The following is a 14899-nucleotide window of genomic DNA, read 5'->3' on the forward strand; positions in this document are numbered from 1 at the left end:
CGGATCAGCCGGGAATTGTCATCGGGAACGCGTCGCCCCGGCCGGTGACCGCTTCGGCCCCGATCTCGTTCGTGCCCGTACGACGCCGGATCTATGGCTTCGCGGGACCCGCCGGATTCCGGCCGGGAACGGGCGGGACGTGCCAGCCGTGGAACCGGAGTGTCCCGGCGAGCCGGTCGGCGTCCTCCGGGCGCACGGACAGTTCGGCCACCCCGAGCGGCTGCCCCGTCGAGTGTTCCAGCCGGACGTCCTCGATGTTGATCTCCGCCAGTCCGGCCGCGTCGAACACCCGGGCCAGCTGCCCCGGCCCGTCCCGCAGCACCACCTGGACCACGGCGTAGTCGCGCACCGGCCCGCCGTGCTTGCCGGGGATGCGGCCGTGGCCGTGCACGCCGCGCCGCAGCAGGTCCGTCACCCCGTCCGGATCACCCGAGCGCAACGCCGACGCCGCCGCGGCCAGATCGGCCGCGATCTCGTCGAGCACCGCGGCCACCGGCCGGGCGTTCCCGGCGAGAATGCTCCGCCACAGCAAGGGATCCCCGGCGGCGATGCGCGTCACGTCGCGCAGCCCCTGCCCCGCGAGGCCCAGCGCGACGCCGCCGGCGCCGGCCAGGCGCGCGGCCACCGCCGACGCCGCCACGTGCGGGGCGTGCGACACCAGCGCCACCGCCGCGTCGTGCTCGGCCGGGTCCACGGTGACGGCCTCCGCCCCGCACAGCGACACCAGTTCCCGCGCCAGCCCGAGGGCGCCCGCGTCGGTCCCGGGACCGGGGCAGAGCGCCCACGGCCTGCCGAGGAACAGGTCGGCGCGGGCGGCGGCGGGGCCGGAGCGTTCCCGCCCGGCGAGCGGATGCCCCGGTACGTAGGAGCCCGGATCGCACCCCAGCCGCTCCGCGTCGGCGATCGGCCCGGCCTTGACACTGGCCACGTCGGTGTAGGCCCGCGCGACCCCCCGTTTCTGCAGGTCGGCCAGCCGCTGTCCGATCAGGTGCGGCGGCACGGCGAGCACCGCCAGGTCCACGGTCTCGCCGTCCCACTCCCGGCCCGCGCCCAGTTCCGCCGCCAGCCCGGCGGTGGGCGGGTCGATGTCGGAGAGGTAGACCGTCACGTCCATCTCGCGCAGGGCCAGCGCGGCCGAGGTACCGATCAGCCCGGTGCCGACGACGAGCGCCTTCTCGATGGTCACCGCTTCTTCTTAGGCCGCGTACCGGGCGATGTCCAGCCGACGGTCCTGAGCAGGTGGACAGGGGAACCCACGCGCGAACGACCGCGGCGAAGAGGTTCGGTGGTGGGGTGGACCAGGGGAATTCCCCGGCGGGCGAGCGGGCCGGGCCGGATGTCTGCTTTGGCGGAATATCCCCAAAAAACGGTACTTAGCGACCGCTCACCTACAATGGTGGGGATCACCGGGCCTGTCAAGCCCGTCCGGTGACACGCTTTGTTCGGGAAGGATCCGCGGATGACCATGTCCCTGTCGGCCGAGCTGTGGCCGGACGTGCAGCCGGAGACGGCGCGCCGGCTCATGCTGGCCGGCGTCGAGTCCTTCGCCGAACGCGGATACCACGCCACCACCACCCGGGACATCGCCGGCGCCGCCGGGATGAGCCCCGCGGCGCTGTACGTGCACTTCCCGTCGAAGGCGGCGCTGCTGTTCGCGATCAGCCGCAGCGGCCACGAGCAGACGCTGTCGCTCGTGCGGAGCGTCATGGCGAGGACCGACGACCCGGCGGAGCGGATCCGCCGGATCGTGGAGGACTTCGTCGCCTGGCACGCCCGGCGGCACCGGGTCGCGCGGGTGGTGCAGTACGAACTGCACGCGCTGCCGGACGAGGAGTACCAGGTCGTCGCCGGGCTGCGGCGCGAGATCGAACACATCGTCCGCGACGTGATCACCGCGGGCGCGGCCACCGGCGTCTTCACCGTCGGCGACCCGAGGACCGCGGCCAGGGCCGTGCTGTCCCTCGGCGTCGACGTCGCCCGCTGGTACACCGAGCGCTCCCGCAAGAGCCCGAAGGCACTCGGCGAGGAGTACGGGGAGCTGGTGCTCCGCATGCTCGGCACCGACCCCGCCTGACCTGCTCGACGGTCCGTGGGGGCCTCCTTGAGGGACCTGGAGTCCCTCAAGGAGGCCCCCACGGACGATCAGCGGTCAGCGCACGCCGGCGAGTTCCTTCGGCGCACCGGCCCGTCCCCGGACCGCGGAGCAGACGGCGGCGAGCGCCATGATCCCCGTCATCGCGTAGAACGCCGCGCGCAGACCGTCGGTGAACGCCGTGGCGAGGTCCCCGTGCAGGCTGCCGGTGCCGACGAAGATGGCGAACGCCAGCTCACGCGGGATGGCGGCCGAGGCGACCAGGATCGCGGTGGTGAACGAGAACACCATGCCGATGCTGGAAAACGTCCGGAGTACCCCGGAGGCGATCCCCAGCGACTCCGGCGGGGCGGCCGTCATCACCGCGGAACTGTTGGCGGGGTAGAAGAAACTGCCCCCGACCATGATCACCACGTTGCCGATCGCGGGCAGCCAGAGGCTGCTGGACGGGGTCATCCGCGCGAAGATCACCAGCGCGACGACGGAGATCCCGAGCCCGGCGGTCGCCGGGATCACCGGCCCCAGCCGGTCGGTCAGCCGTCCGGCGAGCGGACCCGCCGCCGCGCCGAGCACATACCCGGGCACGAGCAGCAGGGACGCCTCGACCGGGTCGAGTCCGCGCGGCCCCTGCAGGTACATGATCACCAGGAACAGCACCGCGAAGCTGCCCAGCCCCTGCAACAGCGCGGCCAGCAACGACGGCGCCATGCCGGGCACGCGGAACAGGGACAGGTCCAGCATCGGTTCCGGATGCCGCAGCTCGACGACCACGAACACCACCAGCAGCACGGCGCCGCCCGCCAGGCACGCGAGCGTCGTCGCGTCCGGCGGCCCGGCGGCGAGCCGGGTCATCGCCCACAGCACCCCGAACAGGCCGGCCCCCAGCGTGATCCCGCCCAGCGGGTCGAACCGCCGGTACCCGCGCCCGCCCCGGTCGGACAGCACCCGGAACGCCAGTACCAGCGCGACGACGCCGATCGGCACGGTGCTCCAGAAGATCCAGCGCCAGGACACGGAGGTCACGAGCACGCCGCCGAGCAACACCCCCGCCACCGAGCCCAGCGAGAAGCCGACGGCGTTGAGGCCGTAGGCGCGGCCGCGTTCGGACGGCGGGTACAGCTCGGCGATCACCGCGCCGCTGTTGGCGGCGATCAGCGCGGCGCCGACGCCCTGGATCACCCGGGACACGATCATGCTCGGCGCGTCCCAGGACAGCGCGCAGCACACGGAGCCGAGCACGAGGATCACGAACCCCGCCTCGTACATCCGCACCCGGCCGAACAGGTCGCCGAGCCTGCCCAGCTGGGTGGCGAGCACGGTGACCACCAGCAGGTAGCTGACCACCACCCAGGTGACCGAGGCCAGCGAAATGCCGAGACCCGCCTGGATCGCGGGCAGCGCGAGGACCACGATCGTGCCGTCGACGCCCGCGATGAGCACCCCGGCCAGCACCACGGCCATGCCGAGCCCGCGCCGCGCCGCCGTTTCCCCCATGGACGCGCTCATTTCGCCAGTGGCGCTTCGACACTCCACTGACGGCCGTCCGGATCGCGTACGACCATCCGCTGGGTCCCCCAGTGCGTTTCCTCGAACGGGCTGACCACCTCGACGATCGGGTCCGGGCGGAACGCGGCGGCGTCCTCGACCCGCAGCACGAGCTGCGCCTCGGGCTCCTGGTCCTGGGGCACCTCGGCGACGACGAAGTACGGCCCGTTCTCGTGCCGCAGCGTCCCCGACCCGTGGTCGGTGGTGAACTCGATCTCGTATCCCAGCGCCTCCAGGAACTTGGCGGTCTTCCCCCAGTTGCGTGTGTGCAGGTAGACGCCTTCGACACCCTTGGTCGTCATGCTTTCTGCTCCCCTTTCACGAACGTTCTTCGTCCTGTTGGTGGGCGGCGAGATGCGCACGCAGCGCTTCGGTGACGAGCGCCGACAGCGACATCTCGTGGTCGATCGCGAAGTGCTTCACCTGCCTGATCAGGTCGACCGGCAGGTAGACGTTGAACTGCTTCACTTCGGCACCCATGTGAGCATGCTAGCAATCTAGATTGCTCGCCGCCAGTGGCCCCCGGCATCCGCCTCCGCAGTCCACTGTGGACAGCCGGCGGCCGGGGAGACGTTGACCGTCCGCTGCCGGGTCACTACCGTCGGCCCGGAGGTCTCCAGCGAGGAGCGCGATGCGGGCGAAGCTCACCAGCGGCCAGTTCCGGGACTGCTTCCCCATGCTCGCCGACACCGTCCACCTGGCCAGCTGCAGCCAGGCCCCGCTGTCCGCCGAGCTGACGGCCGCCCTCACGGAGCTGACCGGCCGGATGCGGGAACACGGCGCGCCGTGGGCGGCCTGGATGGCGGAGGTCGAGCAGGCCCGGCGCCGGTTCGCCGAGCTGGTCGGGGCCACCCCGGACGAGGTCGCGGTGCTGCCCTGCGCCTCCGACGGCGCCGCCCAGATCGCGTCCACAATGGACTGGTCGGCGCGGCCAGTGGTCGTCACCACGGACATGGAGTTCCCGTCGATCGGGCAGGTCTGGCTGGCCCAGCGGGCCCGCGGCGCCGAGGTCACGCACGTGCCGGTGCGGGGCGCCACGGTCGAGGAGGACGAGCTGACCGCCGCGATCGGCGAACGCACCGGGCTGGTGTCGATCCCCCTGGTTTCCTACCGCAACGGCGCGCGGCTGCCGGTCGAGGCGGCCGTCGCCAGGGCACGGGAGGTCGGCGCCCGGGTGTTCGTCGACGCGTACCAGGCCGCCGGCGTCCTTCCCCTCGACGTGCGCGCCCTGGACTGCGACTACCTCGTCTCCGGCGCGCTGAAGTACCTGCTCGGCCTGCCCGGCGTCGCATTCCTCTACGTCCGCGCGGGCGTGGCCGACGACGTGCCCCCACAACACACCGGCTGGTTCGGCCGGGTGGACCCGTTCAACTTCGACCCGCGGGCCCTCGACCACCCCGCGCAGGCCCGCAGGTTCGAGACCGGCACGCCGGGGATCCCGGCGGTCTACGCCGCCAACGCCGGGATGCGCCTGCTGTCCCGAGTGGACCCGGCACAGGTCGCCCGCCACGTCACCGCGATGGCGAGCCGGACCGCGGAACGCCTGCGGGCCATGGGAGAACGGCTCTGGGCACCCGCGCCGCCCGCCGCGCCCGGCCCGCAGGTCGCGCTCGCCGACGACGAGCCGGAGCGGCTCGCCGCCTTCCTCGCCGGGCGCCGGATCTTCACCGCGCCACGCGGCGAGCTCCTGCGGCTGTCGTTCCACTACTTCACCGACGAGTCCGATGTGGACGCCGTCTGCGCGGCGATCGCGGACTACCGCGCCGCACCGGGATCGGGAAAGTGAGGCGGGGTAACTAGACTTCGCCGGTGTCACGCCGACGAGGAGAGAGTGGCCGATGACGGATACGGACGGGCAGAGCCCGCGAGAGCGTTACCGGGCGCTGGTGCGCGCGGAGATCAAGGAACGCGCGTGGGAGCAGATCGCCACGGCCGGGGTGCCCGCGCTGTCCCTCAACGCGATCGCCAAGCAGGTCGGCATGAGCGGCCCCGCGCTGTACCGGTACTTCGCCAGTCGTGACGATCTGCTCACCGAGCTCATCCGCGACGCCTACCGCAGCCTCGCCGACACCGTCCGGGCGGCCGCCGCCTCCGGCACCGACCCGGCCGGGCTGGCCCGCGTCTTCCGGGACTGGGCACTCGCCGACCCGCAGCGGTACTTCCTCATCTACGGCACGCCGGTGCCCGGCTACCAGGCGCCCGCGGAAACCACCGCGATCTCGGCCGAGGTGATGGCCGTGCTGCTCGAAACCTGCGGCGCCGTGGCCACCGGCGGGCCCGCCACCCCGTTCGACACCCACCTGGAGACCCACCGCGACTGGGCGGGGGACAGCGAACTGCCCGCGACGGCGCTGCACCGGGCCCTGTCCTTCTGGACCCGGCTGCACGGCGTGCTCTCGCTCGAACTCGCCGGGCACTTCACCGGCATGGACATCGATCCCGCCCTGCTGTTCGAGGACGAGGTGACCAGCCTGCTGACACCGTGACCGCCGCGAGCGTGCTCGCCCGATCCAGCCATGAAACGAGCCCCGCCGGACTTCCCCGGCGGGGCTCGTTCGCGCGGGCAGGCTCTCGACAGTTATAGGTTCTCACTTTAACTATTGACACTCACCTGGCATGGTTATAGGTTCTAACCATAGCAAGGAGCACTCACCAGTCACTCGTCCAGGAGGAATCCATGTCCACCGCCCCGAACCCCCGCCGCCGCGCCGCCCTGTTCGCGCTCCCGCTGGCCGTCGCGGGTCTCCTCGGCACCGCGGCCGCCGTCCCCGCCCAGGCCGCCACCACCGGCCAGGACGGCCGCGCGTCCTCGCTGACCTGCCAGGGACAAGGCGTCGACCCGGCCGCCAAGGTCCGCTACCGGACCGAGACCCTCGTCAAGGCACCACTGCGCACCATCTGGAACCTGCAGACCGACGTCGAGGGCTGGCCGTCCTGGCAGGCGCCGGTCGCCACCATGAAGCGCCTGGACCCGGGCCCGCTCCACCGGCACTCGCGGTTCCGGTGGACCACCCCGATCCCGGCGAACCCGGCGGGCCCGGCCACCACGATGGTCATCACCTCGACCGTCCAGCAGCTGCAACGCGGCCAGTGCGTCCGGTGGACCGGACCGGCGGACGCCGACGGGATCCACATCGACGGTGTCCACGTCTGGAACTTCACCCGGGTCCGCGACGGCGTCCTCGTCCGCACCGAGGAAACCCACACCGGCCCCCAGGTCGACGCGAACGTGCCCGCGGCCACCGAGATCCTCAAGACCGGCCTCGAATCCTGGTTGCGGGATCTCAAGGCCGCCGCGGAGAACAGCCCCTGCGCCTCCTCCGACGAGGGCTGACCGGGGGAGCCGCATCGGGTCCGATGTGGACGGAGAGCGGCTATCCACTGTGGATAGTGCCGCAGTGACCCTCCCGGTCTCCGATGACGCCGTGAATCCAGTCCAGTTGCCGGGAAACGTCTCCCGCGGCCGCGATGCTTTCCCGGTCCGATTCGTCGAAAACCCCGACAAGGGTGTCTTCGTCGGCTCCCGTGCCCATGACCGGACCGCCGGAGTCCCCGCCCGCGGGAATCCCGGAGAAGCTCCCCGCGCAGAAATCGGTTCCGCCGGGGACGGCGTACCGCGCGCATCGCTTGTCCCCGGCGGGAAGAACCCGCAGATCGGCCTGTTTCAACACGTCCGACTGGCACGAGTTCTCGTCGCCGGAGCAGGTGGCGCCCCAGCCGTACTGCCGGAGGAGCCGCCCCGGCGGTACCGGTTCCTGGCCGGGCAGCTTCGCGGGCGTGAGGTCCGCCGGGGGCACCTTGATCAGCATCATGTCGGCGACCGGGCTGCCCCGCCTGCTCTCGCGCACCGGGTGGACCGGGGTGCCGGATCGCTGGTCCAGGCTGCCGATCCGGAATTCGATGCGGGCGTCCGCGACGGGCGCGGCCTGTTCGAAGAAGCAGTGCGACGCGCTGAGGATCCACTCGCGAGTGATCGCGGTTCCGGTACAGAGGGGCTTGCCGTCGACGAGCATCCGCACCGCCCACGGACCGCGGGTACTCACCGAGCCACCGATCACGGCGGAGGCCGTGGGCACCGGCGCGAGCACGGCCAGCGCCAGCAGCGGCAGCAGTACGGCCGCCCGGCGAAGACGAGTGGTCATGGTCGCTCCTTTCCCGGAGGCGATCGGGCCCGTCGCGGGACACGCCCGTCGCTCCCCCACCCACTTTCACCGAACCGGGCCGCGTCGGCAGAGCCGATACCGCGTTTTCCGGACGATTCACTCCGAAGACTGCCCGTTGTTACTCCCCCGGCTGACAGGGATGACACCGCCCCGCGGTTCTCCGAGGTCACGAGCCCGAAGCGCGACGCGCTCATGGCGGCCCCTTCGGGCATCTCCTGCCTTTTCGGGCAACCGGGCATGTACTACAGGCAGTGTCCGGTCGCTGTTCTATTTCTCGCCGCCGCCGACGGGATACGCTCCTCACGAGCATCGAAACGGGGGTAAAGAGGTAGCCGGAATCGCACGTCCAATGCGGGGAACCAATCGGATCGCGCACGCACCGGCAGCCATCGTCACCCCTTTCTTCCTGAAACGCACCCGCCGATTCGCCCGTGAACGGCGGCCATTCTCACGAAAAGGAACAGTCACTGTGCGAAAGACCCTGAAGCGGATCACCGTCGGCGGCGCGGCCGCCGCCGCCCTGTTCGTCGCCGTCCCGGCGAGCCCCGCCTTCGCCATCAACTCGGTCGCCTGCGGCAACCGGACCGACCTGGTGAAGCTGGACATCTCGTTCGGCAACGGGATGGGCACCAACCGGTGCTTCGCCAACGCCGGTGTCACCGCCGTGAACTTCGGTGGCGTCTACAACGTTTCGGCGGGCAACAACAAGGTGACGGTCAACTTCGAACGCAACGGCCGCTACGAGACGCGCACCCTTGGCAAGCACGCGGGCATCGGTTTCCAGGGCACCGTCCGGGTGTACGAAGTGCGCATCTGGTGACGACCTGAGCCGGTGACCCGCCGGAGGCCGGGTGGCACACCACCCGGCCTCCGGCTTCGTTTCCCCGTCCGGCGGGCTCAGCCGAGGACCGCGGTCGCCTCGACCTCGACCAGGAGGCCGGGACCGGCCAGCGCGGCGACGCCCAGCCCGGTGAACGGCGCGGCCGGGGTCACGCCCAGTTTCGCGGCCGCGCGGGAAATCCCGTCGGCCAGCGCGGGCATCTTGTCCGGCGTCCAGTCGCGGACGTAGACGGTCAGCTTGGCCACGTCGTCGAAGGTGGCGCCGGCTTCGGCGAGCGCGGCGGCGACGTTGAGATAGCACTGTTCGACCTGGGCGGCCAGATCGCCCTCGCCGACCAGACGGCCTTCGGCGTCCACCGCGACCTGTCCCGCGGTGAACACCAGTTTCGTTCCGGTGGCGACCGCCACCTGCCGGTAGAGGTCGACCTTCGGCAGTGCTTCCGGGTTCGCCAGTGTGACGGCCATCGCGTTCTTTCCCTTTGTCCTGAATCGTTTTTCGCTGCCTTCACGACGCTAGAAGAACGACGGACGCCACGGAAGAACGCACTTTTTCGTGACTGGGTAACCTTTCGGTGACCCAGCACCTCACCGCGCGTTTCCGGCGGCGCGTGTCCGCGATCACCACGGGTGCGCACCCTCACCGGACCGCTCGCGCGAACCGGTCGGCGACCAGCCGCAGCCGCTCGGTGAGTCCGGGCGGCGCCTGTTCCACCACGAAGTCGAAATCCCACTGGGCGAGGTGGAACGGCACCGGGTCCAGCCCCTGCGCCCCGGTCCGCACCCGGCAGCTGTGCTCGTCGATCGCCTCGACCGACCCGGCCAGTGGCCCGACGCGCTCGGCCACCACCGCCGCCGGCGCGGACACCCGCAGCACGAGCTGGTGCGGGTACGGCGCCGAGCTGATCGCCCGCCGCACGTAGGTGGCGAGGTCCTCGTCGGGCGGTTCGCGCGGGGTGAACCGGAACCCCGGCACCGGGACGCCGTCGACGCGGTCCACCCGGAACGTCCGCCAGCCCTCCCGCGTCCGGTCGAACGCCACCAGGTACCAGCGCCGCCCGGTGTGCACGAGCCGTAACGGCTCGACCTCCCGTTCGGTGACCGCGCCGTCGCGATCGCCGTAGCCGAAGCGCAGCCGCTGGTGGTCGCGGCACGCCGCGGCGACGGTGGCCAGCACCTCGGCGTCGACCACCGGCCCTCCCCCGCCCAGCGCCACCGTGGCCTCGTGCAGCCCGCTCACCCGCTGCCGCAACCGGGCCGGGAGCACCTGTTCGAGCTTGGCCAGCGCGCGCACCGACGTCTCCTCGATCCCGGCTACCGTGCCGTTCGCGGCCGTGCGCAGGCCCACCGCGACCGCCACCGCCTCGTCGTCGTCGAGCAGCAGCGGCGGCAGCGCGGCACCGGCCCCCAGCCGGTACCCGCCCGCGACACCGGACGTGGCGTGCACCGGATAGCCGAGACCACGCAGCCGCTCCACGTCCCGGCGGATGGTGCGGACGTCGACGCCGAGCCGGGCGGCCAGCTCCGAGCCCGGCCAGTCCCGCCTCGCCTGCAGGAGGGACAGCAGGCGCAGCAACCGCTCCGAGGTCGTGTACATCCCCGCATTCTGACAGCACGGCGCCGCCGGGGAAGCGGCCTCATTCCCGGCGGTGCGCGTATGAAGGACGCCCTCAGTGCGGTGAACGCGCTGAAGGCGTCCTTCACCACGCCCAGTGCACTGAAGGCGTCCTTCAGCACCCCGGCCCGGACACTGCCCATTTCCTTTTTATCTGACTTTCTTCATATTTCGTGAAGGGTTATCGGAAAGCATGCCGTCGCCGCCACGTCAAATCCCTTAGATCCAGTGTGGACGGAGCGGAATACGCACTTGGAGTCGGCGCGACGGTGTTCGACCAGCCGAGCTATGGTGCGCGGCACCTACGAGCCGCACTTCGGCAGCCCGGCGTGGACCACCCGCACCGAGCAGGCGAACGCCCACTGCCGAGCCGGCGCCGTGCCCCGCGCGTGCGGGGCACGGCTTGCCAGCGGCGCTCGCACCCCGGAGAGTGGGCCCATGCAGGAATTCGACCCCGCACCGCTGCTCGCCGTCGCCAGGGAGGAGGCCCTGCTGGGCAGGGCCGAGGGCGGCGTGCCCATCGGCGCCGCCCTGTTCGACACGCACGGCGGGCTGCTCGGGCGCGGGCACAACCGGCGCGTCCAGGACGGCGACCCGTCGGCGCACGCCGAGACCGCGGCGTTCCGCGCGGCCGGGCGGCGTCCGCACTACCGCGACACGATCATGGTCACGACGCTCTCGCCGTGCTGGTACTGCAGCGGGCTGGTCCGGCAGTTCGGCATCGGCCACGTCGTCATCGGCGAGGCCACCACGTTCCACGGCGGCCACGACTGGCTCGCCGGGCTCGGCGTCGGGATCACCGTGCTGGACGATCCGGACTGCACGGCGCTGATGACCGCGTTCATCGCCGAACGCCCGGAACTGTGGTTCGAGGACATCGGCGGCGAAGACCCCGCCGCGTCCACTTCGGACAGTCACTGAGGAGCCGCCATGCCGTCCTCCGTCCCGCTCGTCGACCTCGCCCCCTGGTTCACGGGTACCCCGGCGGGCCGCGCCTCGGTCGCCGCGGAGATCGACCGCGCGCTGCGCGAGTCGGGCTTCCTGCTCGTCACCGGCCACGGCGTCCCCGAGGAACTGCGGGCCAGGACCCGGGAACTGGCCCGCCGGTTCTTCGCGCTGCCCGAGGACGTCAAGCGGCGATACGCCGTGACGGTCGGCGGCCGGGGCTGGTTGCCCCCGGGAGCCGAGGCCAACGGCTACGCCGAGGGCACCGAAACCCCGCCGGATCTCAAGGAGTCCTACGCCTCCGGCGCCGATACCGGTGTCGGAGACCCGGAAATCGACGGTTTCTGGTTCCAGCGCAACATCTGGCCGGCGGAGGTACCGGAACTCGAAGCGGCCGCGACCGAGTACCTCGCGCGGATGCGGTCCCTGTCCGACGAGCTGCTGACGATGTTCGCCGTGGCGCTTTCCCTGGCGGAGGACTACTTCACCCGGCACACCGGCCATCCCACCTACACCTTCAACATCAACCGGTACCCGCCGATGACGCACGTCGGGCCACCGGCGCCGGGCCAGTTCCGGATCGGGCCGCACACCGATTTCGGCACCGTGACCGTGCTCGACCGCCAGGCCGGGGTCGGCGGGCTCCAGGTCTGCACGGCCGAGGGCCGCTGGGAGGACGCGCCGTTCGACCCGGCGGCGCTGACCGTCAACATCGGCGACCTGATGGCCCGCTGGACCGGCGACCGCTGGCGCTCCACCCGGCACCGCGTCCTCCCGCCCGACGCGCACGCGCCGGAGGAGGACCTGGTGTCGCTGATCTTCTTCTACGAGACCGACCACGACGCGCGCATCCGCTCGCTCGGCCCGCCGATCGGCCACACCGTCCATCCGGACGTCATCGCCGCCGACTACCTGCGCGCCAAACTCGACGCCATCACCATAACCTGATCCCCCGGCCCGCTACCCCACGGACGAGCGCCCCAATGTGGCGTTCGGTGCGCTCAACGCACCGAACGCCACATTGGGTGCGTCCAGCGCACCCAATGCCACATTCGGGCGTTGGGGCCCCGCCCCGCGCCGCGCCGGGACCGGCGGTCAGGTGACCGGGCCGCCCTCGGCGCACACCGTCCGGTTCCGCCCGGCCCGCTTCGCCCGGCCCAGCGCCGTCCGCGCCGCGGCGACGACGTCGTCGAAGGTGTCCCCGTCACCGGGAAGCGCGGCGACCCCTACCGACACGGTCGTCCCGGCGAACTGCGGCGCGTCACCGGCCGGTTTGAGCGAGACGGCGGTGGCCGCCACCCGCAGCCGGAGCCGTTCCGCGATGGCCAGCGCGTCGAACCGGCCGGTGGCCGGCAGCAGGACGGCGAACTCCCCGCCGCCGGAACGCCCGACGAGATCGGCCGAACGGACCTCGGCGCGCAACGCGTCGGCGACCGCGCGCAGCACGGCGTCACCGACGCCGCGGCCGTGCCAGTCGTTGAGCTGGCCGAAGCGGTCGAGGTCCAGCAGCAGCGCCGCCGCGCCGGGACCACGCCGCAGCCGGGCGGCCTCCGCCTTCGCGGCCTCCCGCCAGGACTCGGCGGTGAGCACCGCGGTGAGCGGGTCGAGCGCGACCTCCCGGCGGGTGCGGGCCAGCGAGCCGCGGTGCAGCACCACCACGGCGGCAACGAGCAGCGGCACCACCAGCGGGGCGGCGGCCAGCAGGACGGCGAGCACCACGCCCAGCGCGACCATCGCGGCGTCGAACACGTAACCGGCCGGACGCGGCGCGCCGAGCACGCGCAGCAGAGCGGCGTTGACCAGGAAGAACAGCAGCCCGGACACGAACAGCAGCCCGCTGGCCCTGGAGTCGGCGCCGATCCCGCGGAGCGGATCGCCCGTGGTGAGGCCGAGGAACGCCGCCGAGAGCACCGCCGCGCAGAGCGTCGCCGCCACCCCGAAGACCTGGCGGTGCGGCGGGCGACGGCGTACACGCAGCCAGCGGTACGCGCCGGAGACCACGATCAGCCCCGCGACGGCCTGCGGCGGCAGGATCAGTACCCCCGCGAAGATCCACGGCAGGTCGATGCCCGGATCGAGCGCGTCCACGCGATTCCGTTCGACCGCGCGACAGAATTCCGCGCACAACAGCAGCCCGGCCAGGAGCACGAGGAACGGCAGCAGCACCGGCCGCGTCGGCGGCAGCCGGACCGCGGCGAACGCGGTACCCGCGAGCGCCGCGACGTCGACGGCGAGGAGGTACCAGGCGAGCCCGCGGCGCGGCAGCCGCCACAGTGCCCAGTCCGCCGGGGCGGTGCGCACCGAGACCCGGCCGCGACCGTTCCCGGCTGTCGTCGCGGACTCCCCCATCATCACGGCAAAGTAGCCGGTCACCCCGGTCGGTGTCACTCCGCCTTCAGGGCTATGCGCCCGCACCGTGTCGCCACCCGCCGCGACCGGCCGAGCACGGGTGGTGCCCCCGTCCCTCTGATCGGGAGCGTTGACAGGCGCATTGGTCTAGTCCACGGTGTGTGAGCACACAGTGACCTCCTGCTGATCCCGCCGCATCAGGCACCGGAGGCGCTCCACCCCAGCACGCCCCGCCCCGGTGCGTGAACTCGTTGGAGGGCCTATGAAACCCCTGCGTCGCCTGGCCACCCTCGCGGCCGCCGCCGGTGCGGCGGCCGCCAGCATCGTCGGCCTCGCCCCCGCCGCGAACGCGGCACCGGATCCCGTGCTCGCCTCGCCCTACCTCTACCAGTGGGGCGGCCAGACGAGCGCTTCCGCGGCCATGTCCGCGACGGGCGTGAAAGCGTTTACTCTCGCGTTCGTGCTCTCTGACGGCGGGTGCGCCCCCAAGTGGGACGGCACCCGCGCGCTCAGCGGATCCGACGCCACGCTCATCAAGCAGATCCGGTCCGCGGGCGGGGACGTGATCCCCTCGTTCGGCGGCTGGTCCGGCACCAAGCTCGGCGCCAAGTGCTCCTCGGCGAGCGCACTGGCCGGCGCCTACCAGAAGGTGATCGACGCCTACCAGCTCAAGGCCATCGACCTCGACATCGAGAACACCGACGAGTTCGAGAACGCGACGGTGCAGGACCGCATCCTCAACGCGGTCAAGCTCACCAAGCAGAAGAACCCCGGGCTGCGCGTGGTGATCACCATCGGCACCGAGACCACCGGCCCCAGCACCTGGGGCAAGCGGCTCATCGACCAGGCCAAGAAGATCGGCGCGAACGTCGACGCCTGGTCGGTCATGCCCTTCGACTTCTCGAACGGCGGCGACATGGCCGCGCACACGAAGAGCGCGGTCGACGGCCTGAAGAACCAGCTCAAGGCGACCTTCGGCTGGAGCGACGACGTCGCCTACCGGCACAGCGGACTGTCCTCCATGAACGGCAGGACCGACAACGCCGGGGAGACCGTCACGGTCGCGAACTTCAAGGCCATCCGGGACTACGCGGCGAGCCATCACCTGGCGCGCTTCACCTTCTGGGCCACCAACCGCGACTGCTCCGGCGGCGGCGAGTGCAGCGGGATCTCGCAGGGCAAGTACGACTTCACCAGGATCGTGGCCGGCTACACCGGTTGAGCGCCCGTCACGGGGCCGTGCATGGCGTGTCGCCCGGCACGCCATGCACGGCGGCCACGTGTTCTTGATCACAGTCACGGCGAAGATCACGGGCCACAGTGGACACCGTGCGTGCACGACCGGGCCCCACG

Annotated in this window: 17 protein-coding genes; 8 read left to right on the plus strand and 9 right to left on the minus strand. The window is 71.8% G+C overall.

Translation table 11 applies throughout. From position 1 onward, the window contains the following. Positions 1-91 precede the first annotated feature (91 nt). Positions 92-1186 (minus strand): prephenate dehydrogenase, encoded by a 1095-nt coding sequence (locus ABD987_RS03205; RefSeq protein ID WP_345386647.1) that lies wholly within the window; start codon positions 1184-1186, stop codon positions 92-94. 273 nt (positions 1187-1459) lie between these two features. Here ABD987_RS03205 and ABD987_RS03210 point away from each other — a divergent pair, with 273 nt between their 5' ends. Continuing rightward, entirely contained in the window at positions 1460-2074 is a 615-nt protein-coding gene (locus ABD987_RS03210; RefSeq protein WP_345386649.1) for a TetR/AcrR family transcriptional regulator, read from the plus strand. Between the two features lie 75 nt (positions 2075-2149). Here the strand turns inward: ABD987_RS03210 and ABD987_RS03215 are convergent, their stop codons facing one another. Genes ABD987_RS03215 through ABD987_RS03225 form a run of 3 tightly spaced genes read right to left on the minus strand, consistent with a single transcriptional unit; the run spans position 2150 to position 4117 of the window. Continuing rightward, entirely contained in the window at positions 2150-3586 is a 1437-nt protein-coding gene (locus ABD987_RS03215; protein WP_345386651.1) for an MFS transporter, read from the minus strand. An 8-nt stretch (positions 3587-3594) separates the two neighbouring features. Then, a complete protein-coding gene (locus tag ABD987_RS03220) occupies positions 3595-3939 on the minus strand; it encodes a VOC family protein (RefSeq protein ID WP_345386653.1) in 345 nt (114 codons plus the stop codon). Positions 3940-3955: 16 nt separating this feature from the next. Beyond that, positions 3956-4117, minus strand: coding sequence for a ribbon-helix-helix domain-containing protein (locus tag ABD987_RS03225; protein WP_345386655.1), 162 nt, complete (start codon positions 4115-4117; stop codon positions 3956-3958). Between the two features lie 151 nt (positions 4118-4268). Here ABD987_RS03225 and ABD987_RS03230 point away from each other — a divergent pair, with 151 nt between their 5' ends. The 3 genes from ABD987_RS03230 (at position 4269) to ABD987_RS03240 (ending at position 6971) form a co-directional block, all read left to right on the plus strand. Further along, positions 4269-5423 carry an aminotransferase class V-fold PLP-dependent enzyme gene (locus ABD987_RS03230; protein WP_345386657.1) on the plus strand — a complete coding sequence of 385 codons (1155 nt, stop codon included), beginning with the start codon at positions 4269-4271 and terminating at the stop codon, positions 5421-5423. Positions 5424-5475: 52 nt separating this feature from the next. Next, positions 5476-6123: a TetR/AcrR family transcriptional regulator gene (locus tag ABD987_RS03235; protein WP_345386659.1), complete on the plus strand. Its 648-nt coding sequence runs from the start codon at positions 5476-5478 to the stop codon at positions 6121-6123. Positions 6124-6314: 191 nt separating this feature from the next. After that, complete coding sequence (locus ABD987_RS03240) at positions 6315-6971, plus strand: SRPBCC family protein (protein WP_345386661.1); 657 nt, start codon at positions 6315-6317, stop codon at positions 6969-6971. A 40-nt stretch (positions 6972-7011) separates the two neighbouring features. Here ABD987_RS03240 and ABD987_RS03245 read toward each other — a convergent pair whose 3' ends face one another. After that, entirely contained in the window at positions 7012-7779 is a 768-nt protein-coding gene (locus tag ABD987_RS03245) for a S1 family peptidase (protein WP_345386663.1), read from the minus strand. A gap of 490 nt (positions 7780-8269) precedes the next feature. Here ABD987_RS03245 and ABD987_RS03250 point away from each other — a divergent pair, with 490 nt between their 5' ends. After that, the gene (locus ABD987_RS03250; protein ID WP_345386665.1) at positions 8270-8620 is read left to right on the plus strand and encodes a beta/gamma crystallin domain-containing protein; all 351 of its coding nucleotides are present in this window, start codon (positions 8270-8272) and stop codon (positions 8618-8620) included. Between the two features lie 77 nt (positions 8621-8697). Here the strand turns inward: ABD987_RS03250 and ABD987_RS03255 are convergent, their stop codons facing one another. From ABD987_RS03255 to ABD987_RS03265, 3 genes are all read right to left on the minus strand, one after another. Next, positions 8698-9105, minus strand: coding sequence for a RidA family protein (locus tag ABD987_RS03255; protein ID WP_345386667.1), 408 nt, complete (start codon positions 9103-9105; stop codon positions 8698-8700). 172 nt (positions 9106-9277) lie between these two features. Next, on the minus strand, positions 9278-10234 hold the full coding sequence (locus ABD987_RS03260) for a helix-turn-helix transcriptional regulator (protein ID WP_345386669.1): 957 nt from the start codon (positions 10232-10234) through the stop codon (positions 9278-9280). Between the two features lie 320 nt (positions 10235-10554). Beyond that, positions 10555-10692 carry a hypothetical protein gene (locus ABD987_RS03265; protein WP_345386671.1) on the minus strand — a complete coding sequence of 46 codons (138 nt, stop codon included), beginning with the start codon at positions 10690-10692 and terminating at the stop codon, positions 10555-10557. Here ABD987_RS03265 and ABD987_RS03270 point away from each other — a divergent pair. Next, the gene (locus tag ABD987_RS03270; RefSeq protein ID WP_345386673.1) at positions 10691-11173 is read left to right on the plus strand and encodes a nucleoside deaminase; all 483 of its coding nucleotides are present in this window, start codon (positions 10691-10693) and stop codon (positions 11171-11173) included. The two genes, ABD987_RS03265 and ABD987_RS03270, sit on opposite strands and share 2 nt — an antisense overlap. A 9-nt stretch (positions 11174-11182) precedes the next feature. Further along, a complete protein-coding gene (locus ABD987_RS03275; RefSeq protein WP_345386675.1) occupies positions 11183-12145 on the plus strand; it encodes an isopenicillin N synthase family dioxygenase in 963 nt (320 codons plus the stop codon). Positions 12146-12292: 147 nt separating this feature from the next. On the opposite strand, the gene ABD987_RS03280 is transcribed toward ABD987_RS03275, so the two are convergent. After that, a complete protein-coding gene (locus tag ABD987_RS03280; protein WP_345386677.1) occupies positions 12293-13549 on the minus strand; it encodes a GGDEF domain-containing protein in 1257 nt (418 codons plus the stop codon). Between the two features lie 259 nt (positions 13550-13808). On the opposite strand from ABD987_RS03280, the gene ABD987_RS03285 reads away from it, so the two are divergent. Beyond that, entirely contained in the window at positions 13809-14768 is a 960-nt protein-coding gene (locus tag ABD987_RS03285; protein WP_345386679.1) for a chitinase, read from the plus strand. Positions 14769-14899: the final 131 nt, after the last annotated feature.

Source organism: Amycolatopsis samaneae (genome assembly GCF_039541975.1).
In the GTDB taxonomy this organism is placed as follows: domain Bacteria; phylum Actinomycetota; class Actinomycetes; order Mycobacteriales; family Pseudonocardiaceae; genus Amycolatopsis; species Amycolatopsis samaneae.

Excerpts from the sequence above, each read along its gene's own strand:
- ABD987_RS03270 (WP_345386673.1), top strand. The coding sequence starts at position 10,691 with ATGCAGGAATTCGACCCCGCACCGCTGCTCGCCGTCGCCAGGGAGGAG.
- ABD987_RS03245 (WP_345386663.1), bottom strand. The coding sequence starts at position 7,779 with ATGACCACTCGTCTTCGCCGGGCGGCCGTACTGCTGCCGCTGCTGGCG.
- ABD987_RS03260 (WP_345386669.1), bottom strand. The coding sequence starts at position 10,234 with ATGTACACGACCTCGGAGCGGTTGCTGCGCCTGCTGTCCCTCCTGCAG.
- ABD987_RS03280 (WP_345386677.1), bottom strand. The coding sequence starts at position 13,549 with ATGATGGGGGAGTCCGCGACGACAGCCGGGAACGGTCGCGGCCGGGTC.
- ABD987_RS03210 (WP_345386649.1), top strand. The coding sequence starts at position 1,460 with ATGACCATGTCCCTGTCGGCCGAGCTGTGGCCGGACGTGCAGCCGGAG.
- ABD987_RS03240 (WP_345386661.1), top strand. The coding sequence starts at position 6,315 with ATGTCCACCGCCCCGAACCCCCGCCGCCGCGCCGCCCTGTTCGCGCTC.
- ABD987_RS03265 (WP_345386671.1), bottom strand. The coding sequence starts at position 10,692 with ATGGGCCCACTCTCCGGGGTGCGAGCGCCGCTGGCAAGCCGTGCCCCG.
- ABD987_RS03235 (WP_345386659.1), top strand. The coding sequence starts at position 5,476 with ATGACGGATACGGACGGGCAGAGCCCGCGAGAGCGTTACCGGGCGCTG.
- ABD987_RS03275 (WP_345386675.1), top strand. The coding sequence starts at position 11,183 with ATGCCGTCCTCCGTCCCGCTCGTCGACCTCGCCCCCTGGTTCACGGGT.
- ABD987_RS03255 (WP_345386667.1), bottom strand. The coding sequence starts at position 9,105 with ATGGCCGTCACACTGGCGAACCCGGAAGCACTGCCGAAGGTCGACCTC.
- ABD987_RS03225 (WP_345386655.1), bottom strand. The coding sequence starts at position 4,117 with ATGGGTGCCGAAGTGAAGCAGTTCAACGTCTACCTGCCGGTCGACCTG.
- ABD987_RS03230 (WP_345386657.1), top strand. The coding sequence starts at position 4,269 with ATGCGGGCGAAGCTCACCAGCGGCCAGTTCCGGGACTGCTTCCCCATG.
- ABD987_RS03215 (WP_345386651.1), bottom strand. The coding sequence starts at position 3,586 with ATGGGGGAAACGGCGGCGCGGCGCGGGCTCGGCATGGCCGTGGTGCTG.
- ABD987_RS03285 (WP_345386679.1), top strand. The coding sequence starts at position 13,809 with ATGAAACCCCTGCGTCGCCTGGCCACCCTCGCGGCCGCCGCCGGTGCG.
- ABD987_RS03220 (WP_345386653.1), bottom strand. The coding sequence starts at position 3,939 with ATGACGACCAAGGGTGTCGAAGGCGTCTACCTGCACACACGCAACTGG.